Source organism: Micrococcus sp. ACRRV, from assembly GCF_022346985.1.
GTDB lineage: Bacteria > Actinomycetota > Actinomycetes > Actinomycetales > Micrococcaceae > Micrococcus > Micrococcus porci.
This window is the reverse complement of record NZ_JAKRNH010000121.1, coordinates 1-6872: the sequence shown is the minus strand read 5'-3', so window position 1 is coordinate 6872 and position 6872 is coordinate 1. Positions and strand designations below refer to the sequence as shown.

The following is a 6872-nucleotide window of genomic DNA, read 5'->3' as shown; positions in this document are numbered from 1 at the left end:
CCCCCCCCGGCGGGACCACGCCGCTCAGCCGACGTCCGGTCGGCCGGCGTCCGGTCGGCCGGCGTCGGGCCCGGCGAGGTGCGCCTGCACGGCGCCCGAGAACAGGCACAGCAGCGCCGCCCCCGAGCCGACGAGCAGCAGCCCGCCGGCGATCGGCGCACCGATGCTCATCAGCCAGGTCGACAGGATCACGGCGAAGAGCTGGATCGCCACCGCGGCGCCGCGGCTGAACCGCCGGCCGCGGACCATGCCTCCGCAGACGGCGCCGACCCACGCAGCCAGGAGCACGTAGACGACCACGAGGAACACCCCCGCGGCCGTGGGGAGGGCGCCCGCCCCGAGGTGGGCGACGCCGTCGACGGCGAGCCAGACCAGCGTGAGGGCCTCGAGGCCCAGGACCCCGGCCACCACGACGGCCTGGGCGGGCATCCTCCGGCGCCCGGACGGGGAGGCGGGGATCGACGAGCTCATGCGGGGACCTCCAGGGGCTGCGGTCACGGGGGACGAGCGGGCGCCCCTGCCATCCGGTGCGCCCGCGATGCCCCTCACGCTACGCCCCGGAGCGTCCCCGCACGGGATCAGACGGCCCTCCGATGTGACCAACGCCTCACGGGGGTGCGCCGCAGACGACTCCTTCACCTCTTGTTCACCTTGCATGCCCGTGGGAAGATCGAGGTCAACAGTTTCCCGGGGACCGTTTCGACTGATGCGGTCCCCGTCGCATTGACCGGGCCGCGTCGTGCCCGGGCCGTCCGAGGCGCACCGCCCGGGCCCGCCGCGCGCGCAGCCGTCGACCCGCGGGTCGACCGCCCCGCCGGGGCACCGACACAGGAAGTGAGCACCACCATGGACTGGCGCAGCAAGGCAGCCTGCCTCGACAAGGACCCCGAGCTGTTCTTCCCCGTCGGCAACACGGGCCCGGCCCTCCTGCAGATCGAGGAGGCCAAGGCCGTGTGCCGCACCTGCGAGGTCATCGACACGTGCCTCAAGTGGGCCATGGAGTCCGGCCAGGACTCCGGCGTCTGGGGCGGCATGAGCGAGGACGAGCGCCGCGCCATGAAGCGCCGCGCCGCGCGCGCCCGGCGCGCCTCCTGACCCGGCCCGCGTCCGCCGCGGGCGACCCTCATTCCACCGGCAGGCGCACCGTCACCCGGGTGCCGCCGTCGGGCATCCGCCGCCACTGGATGGACCCGCGCAGGTCCCCCTCGACCAACGAGTGCACGATCCGCAGCCCCAGGCCGTTCGGCGCAGGCTGAGGGACGAACCCCGCTCCCGGACCGTCCTCCCCGGACGCGCCGTCGGTCACGCTGAACACCAGGACGTCGCCGGCGGGGGTGTCCTCCCGGTGCGCCTGGAGCGAGACGACTCCCCCCTCCTCGCCGGTGCCGTGCTCCACGGCGTTCGTGGCCAGCTCGTTGAGCACGAGGGCGACCGAGGTCACGACGTGCGACGCGAGTTCTCCGAAGGTGCCCTCGACCCGGGTGCCCAGCGGCCGCCCGTCGCCCGCAACCTCCACGGCCAGGCGGAACTGGCGGGCCATCAGCGCGTCCACGGAGAGCTGGGCGTCGATCTGCTCGCTCAGCGTCTGGTGGACGAGGGCGATGGTGTCCACCCGCTGCATCGCCTGGCGCAGGGCCCGCCCGGTCTCCGGGGAGTCCGAGCGCCGGGCCTGCATGCGCAGCAGCGACCCCACGGTCTGCAGGTTGTTCTTCACCCGGTGGTGGATCTCGCGGATGGTGGCGTCCTTGCTGATCAGCCGCTGCTCCTGGCGGCGCAGCTCGGTGACGTCGCGCAGCATGATCAGGGCCCCGCACCAGCCGTCCCGGTTCCGCAGCGGCACGGAGCGAACCGTGAGCGTCGCACCGTTGGCCTGGACCTCTGTGCGCCCGGCGCGCTGGCCGTTGAGCATGGCCCAGGAGCCCTCCTCCACCGGCCGGCGGGCGGCCTCGGTGCCCCCGAGCAGCTCGGTGAGCGAGTGGCCGGCCAGGGTCGTGGGCAGGCCCAGTCGACGGAGCGCGGAGACCGCGTTCGGGCTGGTGAAGGTGGCCCGCGAATCGTCGCCGAGGACCACCAGGCCGTCGCCGACGCGCGGGGTCCCGCCGATCCAGTACGCCGGCGGGTCCTCGGGGTTCGGCCAGCGGCCGTGCTGAACCATGTCCAGCAGCGTGTCCGCGCTGGTGCGGTAGTTGTCCTCCACCGCCGAGCGCGCGGGGCGGGTGCGGGGGTCCTCGTGGGCGCTCACCACGCCCACCACCCGCCCGGCCCGCACGACGGGCCACAGCCGCACCTTCAGCGTGGCGCCGGGCTCCACGAGCGGGCCCGTGCCGTCCGCCGGCGCCCCGGCGGCCCACACGCGGTCCACGAGGGCGCGGAGGTCGGCACGCGCCCGCGAGCCCACGATGTCCCGGTGGAACAGCGTGGGCGCAGTGAAAGGCCGCACCTGCGCCATGGCCAGGTGGCCCGTGCCGTCGACCTCCACGGGCAGCGGGCACCAGAGCACGAGGTCGGCCAGCGCGAGGTCCGCGATCAGCTGCCAGTCCCCCACGAGCTGCTGGAGCCACGCCCGGTCCTCCGCGCCCAGGTCGGGGTGCGTGTTCAGGGGGTCCGAGGCGATGGTGCTGACCATGGGGCCAGCCTACGACGCAGGCCGCGCACGGCCGGCCGACGACCCCGGCCCGCGTTCTGCGTGCGGGCCGCCACCGCCGGGTCCAGGCGGGCCAGCTCGAGGACGGCGGCGCGCAGCGCGCTGCCCGGGGCCGCCTCAGCGAGGACCTGGCCGCCCAGCAGCGCCCGGTCGGCCGCACCCGGGTCCCAGGGGAGCTGGGCGACGAGCGGGATCGGCGGGCCGTACCGCTCCCAGACGCCCGCCACCTGGGCCTGCGGGGCCACCCCGGAGGCCTGCGGCCGCACCCGGTTGACGACGACCCGGACGCGGTCCGGCTCGACACCCGCCGGCAGGGCCTCCACGGCGCGCAGCAGGCGGGGCATGGCCACCGCGTCGGCACCCCCGACCACGAGCACCCGGTCCGCGGCGGCGAGGCCGGCGAGGGTGGCGCCGTTGCGCTGCGGGGCGGGGACGTCGAAGGAGAGCTCCTCGTCCTCCTCGACGCAGAACCCGAGGTCCAGGACCACCCGGTCCCAGCCGTCGCGGGCGGCCTGGAGGACCTCCCGCAGCGCGCCCGGGCGCACCTCGGGCCACCGGTCGGGCCGGGTGAGCCCGGTGAGGACGTCCAGGTCGCCGCCGGCGACCCGCACCCGCACGGCCGCGTCCACGAGGTCCTCCCGTGTGACGCTGCCGCGCTCCGCGCGGTGGACGGCGCGGGCCAGCCCCGCCGTCTCCTCCGTCAGCCCCAGGTGCACCCCGACGGACGGGCCGTAGGTGTCCAGGTCCACGAGCAGGGTGCGCAGTCCCGCGACGGCGGACTCGGCCGCCAGGTTGACGGCGACCGTGGTGCGCCCGGGCGCGCCGGTGGGCCCCCAGACCGCGACGGTCCGACCTGTCCGCCCCCGTTCGGGGCCGCCCTCGGCGCCGTCCTCGGGCGCCGTGTCGGCCGGCGACGCCGTGACGGCGTCCGCTCCGGCCGCCTCCGGCGACGCCGGCCCCGCCTCGTCCGCGGCGGCGACAGGGGACGTCTCCTCGGTGAAGAGCGCGTCGACCTCGCTCGCGGCCAGGGCGTCCACGCGCACGGGGTTCGGCTCCGGGAGGCGTGGGGTGCCCTCGCGGTCCCGGACGGCGGCCACGCGGACCGCCTCGGGGTCGCCGCCGTCCGGGGTGCCGGGTGCGGGCGCGGGAGGATCCGCCGGGGGCGTCTCCGAGCCCAGCTCCGGACGCGCGCCCGTCAGACGGGCCCGGACGGCCGACTGGACCGCGGCCGCCAGGGCCAGCGGGTCGGCGTCGGCGGAGAGACAGGGGACGCCGAGGGTGCGGACCCGCTCGCGCTCGGCCCGCACTTCGCCCATGGCGACCACGGCCACGGGCCGCGGCGCCTCGCGGACCTCGTCGACGAAGCCCCGCGCGAGGGCGCTCAGGTCACCCGCCACGAGCACGGCGTCGACCAGTCCCGACCGGGCTGCGGCGAGGAGCTCGGCGAGGTCCTCGGCACGGCGGACGACCGTGACCTCGGCCTGGGCCTGCTCCAGGGGTCCCACGTGGTCCCGGCCGGGCATCAGCGTGGTGGCCAGCGCGACGCGCACGTCAGCCCTCCCCGAGGGCGGGGACCACGGTGATGCGCGCCTCGGAGACCTTGGCGTCCAGCAGCTGCGCGAGCACGTCCTCGCCCGCCATCAGCTGCAGGCGCGTCGTGGCGCCGGTGCCGAAGCCGCCCTCGGCCTCCGTCAGCTCGGAGATCTCGAGGCCCTCGGCGATCCGTCGGGGTGCCTCGTAGTCCCGCCCGTCATCCTGCCGGGCGGCGACCCACACGTCGACGCGGTCCCCCGCGGACGTGCCGGCGGGCAGCGGCTCGGCCAGCTGCACCCCCACGGGGCGGCGGCGCTGCGGGTCCACGTCCGCCAGGGCGTCCGCGGGCACCAGCTCCCCGGCCCGCACGACCGCGCCGACGACCTTGCCCGCCGGGGCCGGGGCATCCGCCCGGAGGTAGTGTCCCGCGGCGTCGGCGAGGTTGGCGTCCACGGGGACGAACGCATCCGCGGGAACGGGAGCCCCCGGCGCGAGGTCGCGGGCGGCCGCCCAGTACGTCTGCGTCCGCTGCGCACCGGCGACGATCGCCGTCACCCCGGCCAGGGAGGCGAGCACGAGCACGAGCCCCACGAGCAGACGGGGGTCGCGCCAGCGGGGGCGGCGCAGTCGTGCCCCCTCGGCGGGCGCGGTCGGATCGGTGGTCATGAGAGGTCCCCCCTTCGTGGAGCCCGCGACGACGGGCCACGCGGAGCCGAGCGCCCCGTCAGCGCCGCACCCTCCGCGTGCGTCCCAGGGTAGCCAGGCCGGGCGCGCATCCAGCGTAGGGCCCCCCACCCTGTGGACAGGGGAGGCACGGAGGCCTGGGACACGGTTGAATGGTGGGGACCGGCCGCCCGGCGGCCGCCCCGTCTCGACCCTGGAGGACCCGTGCCGCAGTTCCTGACCCTCACCGACGTCGCCGAGGTGCTGAACGTCTCCGTCGGCCAGGCCCGGACCCTGGTGCGCACCGGGCAGCTCCAGGCGATCCAGGTGGGCGGCCGGGGCCAGTGGCGCATCGAGGCCGGCTGGTTGGACGAGTACGTCGAGCGGCAGCGCGAGCTGACCCGCTCCCGCGTGGCCGAGCGGACGCGCGAGGACGCCGGGCACGGCGCCTGAGCACGCGGCCGCGGAGCCTCAGCCGAGGGGGCCCGGCGTCGCGACCAGGCCCAGGGCGGCCAGCGGCACGACGAGCCGGCCCCGCACCTGCCCCGCGCGCCGCGCCTCGTCGCGCGGGTGCCGGGCCAGGTCCACGTGGTCCCGGCCCACCCTGTCGATCGTCCCCTCCCCCAGCTCGACGCCGTTCCCCGCCACGACCCGCACCGCCGCGCGCGCCCGCGCCAGCTGACGCAGCGCCGCGGGGAGGCCGGGCCGGGAGCGCACGCCCTCGGGCGCGGTGCTGGCCGTGCCCAGTGGCCCCTCCCAGGCGACGACGGACGTCAGGGGCACCAGCAGGGAGTCGGCCGCGGCGGCGTTCACGGACACCCATCCGTCGCCGACCGTCCCGAGGCGGACGTCGCGGTGCTCCCCCCAGGCCAGGTGCAGGCGCACCGTCTCGCCCCGCGCGCCGCGGAGCCGCTCCTCGAGCGTGAGCGCCGCCCACTCCCCCCGGGTCAGCTCGGCGGCCTCGGCGCGCGTCGCGTCCCACTCCAGCGCGGACCAGCGCGCCTCCAGGTCCTCGAACAGCCCGTCCCATCGCATGCGCACAGACTAGTCCGACCTCCCGCACCGCCGTCGGGCCCTCGAGGCTCATCGAACATCATCAAACGACAACATTGACAACCATCCGACCCGTACGGTTCACTTCAGGACAGAACGTTCACGACGGCACGGGAGCCGTCCAGACGACGGTCGGAGGGGACCATGTCATTCGTCGCATCACAGCCGCCCGCCGCAGGGGTCCACGCCCCGCGCGCCTCGGCCCTCGACGTCGCCGCGCTGGCGGTGCTGGCCGCGGCCGTGCCGGCCCTCGGCTGGGCCGCCGTCACGCTGCTGGGACCGGCCGCACCCACCCCGGACGCGGCGCTCGGTCGGACCCTCGGCCTCGGCGCCGCCGGTCTCGGACTCGCACTCGCGGCCTGGTGGGCCCTGGGTCTCCTCGGCCTCGCGGCACTGGCCCTGGGCCGACGCACGGGGCACCTCGGCTGGTCTCGTCTGGGCGAGCGGATGACCCCCGCCCTGCTGCGCCGCGCCGGCGCGGCGGTGCTGGGCGCGCAGCTGCTCGCGGCCCCGGCGGCCTGGGCGGACGCCCCTCCCGCGCCGTCGGCCGCCGTGGTGGACGCGTCGTGGACGTCGCCCGCCGCCTCCCCGACGCTGCCGGACGCCGCCTGGACGCCTGGCGCCCCGCCGACGCCGCAGCCGGGCTCCCCCGCCGCCCCGCGTGACACGGGGGACCGTCCCACCGTCACCGTGCGGGCCGGGGACTGCCTGTGGGACATCGCAGCGGACGAGCTGGGCCCGGACGCCACCCCGCGCGAGGTCGACCGGCGGTGGCGGGAGTGGCACAGGCACAACCGGCACCTCATCGGCGAGGACCCGAACCTCATCCTCCCCGGGACGGTCCTGACCGCCCCCGACTTCACCCCGCACGTCCAGCGAGGCGGCACCCCATGACGCACTCCGTCCGCGCCGACCGCACGATGATCCGCACGTCCGCCGACCGACCCGCACACCGCCCCGCACAGGAGGACCCCATGAC

General features: G+C 77.0%; 8 protein-coding genes. 3 read left to right on the top strand and 5 right to left on the bottom strand.

The features are described from left to right. Nucleotides 1-24 precede the first annotated feature (24 nt). Complete coding sequence (locus MHY29_RS10630) at nucleotides 25-471, bottom strand: hypothetical protein (RefSeq protein WP_224354598.1); 447 nt, start codon at nucleotides 469-471, stop codon at nucleotides 25-27. Nucleotides 472-846: 375 nt separating this feature from the next. On the opposite strand from MHY29_RS10630, the gene MHY29_RS10625 reads away from it, so the two are divergent. Beyond that, on the top strand, nucleotides 847-1095 hold the full coding sequence (locus tag MHY29_RS10625; RefSeq protein WP_224354597.1) for a WhiB family transcriptional regulator: 249 nt from the start codon (nucleotides 847-849) through the stop codon (nucleotides 1093-1095). A gap of 28 nt (nucleotides 1096-1123) precedes the next feature. Here MHY29_RS10625 and MHY29_RS10620 read toward each other — a convergent pair whose 3' ends face one another. Genes MHY29_RS10620 through MHY29_RS10610 form a run of 3 tightly spaced genes read right to left on the bottom strand, consistent with a single transcriptional unit; the run spans nucleotide 1124 to nucleotide 4843 of the window. Next, nucleotides 1124-2626 carry a sensor histidine kinase gene (locus MHY29_RS10620; protein WP_239241099.1) on the bottom strand — a complete coding sequence of 501 codons (1503 nt, stop codon included), beginning with the start codon at nucleotides 2624-2626 and terminating at the stop codon, nucleotides 1124-1126. After that, nucleotides 2596-4194, bottom strand: coding sequence for an ATPase (locus MHY29_RS10615; protein WP_239241097.1), 1599 nt, complete (start codon nucleotides 4192-4194; stop codon nucleotides 2596-2598). The genes MHY29_RS10620 and MHY29_RS10615 overlap by 31 nt, the downstream gene beginning before the upstream one ends. A 1-nt stretch (nucleotide 4195) precedes the next feature. Continuing rightward, on the bottom strand, nucleotides 4196-4843 hold the full coding sequence (locus tag MHY29_RS10610; protein WP_224354594.1) for a flagellar biosynthesis protein FlgA: 648 nt from the start codon (nucleotides 4841-4843) through the stop codon (nucleotides 4196-4198). Between the two features lie 222 nt (nucleotides 4844-5065). Here MHY29_RS10610 and MHY29_RS10605 point away from each other — a divergent pair, with 222 nt between their 5' ends. Continuing rightward, complete coding sequence (locus MHY29_RS10605; protein ID WP_224354593.1) at nucleotides 5066-5293, top strand: helix-turn-helix domain-containing protein; 228 nt, start codon at nucleotides 5066-5068, stop codon at nucleotides 5291-5293. Between the two features lie 18 nt (nucleotides 5294-5311). Here the strand turns inward: MHY29_RS10605 and MHY29_RS10600 are convergent, their stop codons facing one another. Beyond that, the gene (locus tag MHY29_RS10600) at nucleotides 5312-5875 is read right to left on the bottom strand and encodes a hypothetical protein (RefSeq protein WP_239241095.1); all 564 of its coding nucleotides are present in this window, start codon (nucleotides 5873-5875) and stop codon (nucleotides 5312-5314) included. A gap of 162 nt (nucleotides 5876-6037) precedes the next feature. Here MHY29_RS10600 and MHY29_RS10595 point away from each other — a divergent pair, with 162 nt between their 5' ends. Continuing rightward, the gene (locus tag MHY29_RS10595) at nucleotides 6038-6787 is read left to right on the top strand and encodes a LysM peptidoglycan-binding domain-containing protein (RefSeq protein ID WP_239241093.1); all 750 of its coding nucleotides are present in this window, start codon (nucleotides 6038-6040) and stop codon (nucleotides 6785-6787) included. Nucleotides 6788-6872: the final 85 nt, after the last annotated feature.